Origin of the sequence: Okeania sp. SIO2C9, assembly GCF_010672455.1 — a bacterium.
In the GTDB taxonomy this organism is placed as follows: domain Bacteria; phylum Cyanobacteriota; class Cyanobacteriia; order Cyanobacteriales; family Microcoleaceae; genus Okeania.
The window spans coordinates 1-1,482 of sequence record NZ_JAAHGO010000217.1; the positions used below are offsets into that span (position 1 = coordinate 1).

2 protein-coding genes are annotated in these 1,482 nt (G+C 42.8%); both read left to right on the top strand.

All coding sequences use genetic code 11. From position 1 onward, the window contains the following. The first annotated feature begins 397 nt into the window (after positions 1-397). On the top strand, positions 398-754 hold the full coding sequence (locus F6K23_RS40420) for a hypothetical protein (RefSeq protein ID WP_293166837.1): 357 nt from the start codon (positions 398-400) through the stop codon (positions 752-754). Between the two features lie 2 nt (positions 755-756). Continuing rightward, positions 757-1,482: hypothetical protein (locus F6K23_RS40425; protein ID WP_293166838.1), on the top strand; the 726-nt coding region annotated here is incomplete at its 3' end.

Consider the following 1,482-nt stretch of genomic DNA (forward strand, 5'->3'; position numbering starts at 1 on the left):
GTTCCCCCAAACCCTAGCCAAATCAGGATTGTTGTTGAGAGCCTCATCAAGAGCAGGAGACTTATAGCGCTACGCGCAAGGCAGGGGGCAGAAGGCAGAAGGCAGAAGTTGACTGTGACAAAGTTTTAGTGATGAACGCTTGTCCTAACCTTAATACGTACTGCTATACCTAAGGGAAGAACAACCACAGTGTATTTTGGGTCTGACTCAGGAATAAGCATAATAACAAAACTTAAATACGCGGAGACACGGTGAGGCGGTGACTTTCAAAGGATGGGGATTTGACCCCAACCAATTTTAGGCACCGCAAGTGAGGTTGGGGTATTTGACCCATATTAACTTTTATAACTAAATTTCAGTGTTTTCACGGTATCAAAGATACAGCTATAGCTATATTATGAACACCAAATCTAGTTTTGTGACAAAGATGCCACTAACCTTACAACAAAGATTTGGTGCTAGCGCCACCTTGTCTAACGGCAAACTGCAAATTACCATTGCCGACCTCGCTGCCGTCGGATTAGATGTTACCCAGCCCAATGCCGACCAAATTTTAGCAAGTCTAATTTTACTCAATATCGAGAATCAACCCGCTACAGCTAGCGAGGACCCCACAGTGGGGGTAATTATTGCTGATAGCTTCAAAACCTTTGCTAGTCGCGGTGAGCAAAGCCAACTGGAGTACCAAAAAACCCTAAGCCTTTACACAGCTGACCCAACCTCAGCCATAGACCCAGACGATTTAGTGGGGTAATCATGCCAGCCATTACCAAGGTTTTTAACCAGCACATTTCAACCCAGCAGGAACTGTCTAGTGCTATTGCTAGAGCCATGGAATTAGCAGGGTATGGAGTTTCAGAGCCAGTTAATGAGTCAGGTAACGTCAATTATTATTATCCATTAGCCCTGTCGTCGGTAGAATACACCTTGGATTTACTTCTAGAGGTGAAATCAAATCTTTGTGTGAGGCAAAGGTTAGTTAAAGACAGGCTTACCACGGCATTGTTTTCTCCCTGGAGTGATGTAGATAAAACTGGAGAAGCTTTTTATCAGTTTGTGTGCTGCAACCACCCAGAATTTAGGATTGTATCGATAAGCAAAGGCAGTGATAATCCTTTTTTGCTGGGAGCAATTAGACCTGAAAACAAAGAATCATGGTGGGACGAGAAAAAATATCCTTTTTACTTTTTTGCAGAAGATAATGACGCCGCCCCCTATTTCCGTAGTTTTGAAGGAAATTTGTCTCCCTTCAAGAGTACGAGTACAGAGGATTATGAGATTACCTCTTTTGGTTACTTAAAATATGCCAACCCTTATACAAAAAAAAGAGACTGTATAACTGGATTATTTATTGTAGATAGGGACGGGCAGCAGGGGGTTTGTGGTTCTTTTTCACAAGAGTTGGGGCGAGTAGCAGCTGATGGGCTAGAAAGTGGAAATTTACTAATAGAAAACACGGAGTCGATGTTCATGTTATTGGGT

What these genes read in the sequence shown, in the direction of transcription:
- F6K23_RS40420 (WP_293166837.1), top strand. Translation starts at nt 398, where the DNA reads ATGAACACCAAATCTAGTTTTGTGACAAAGATGCCACTAACCTTACAA.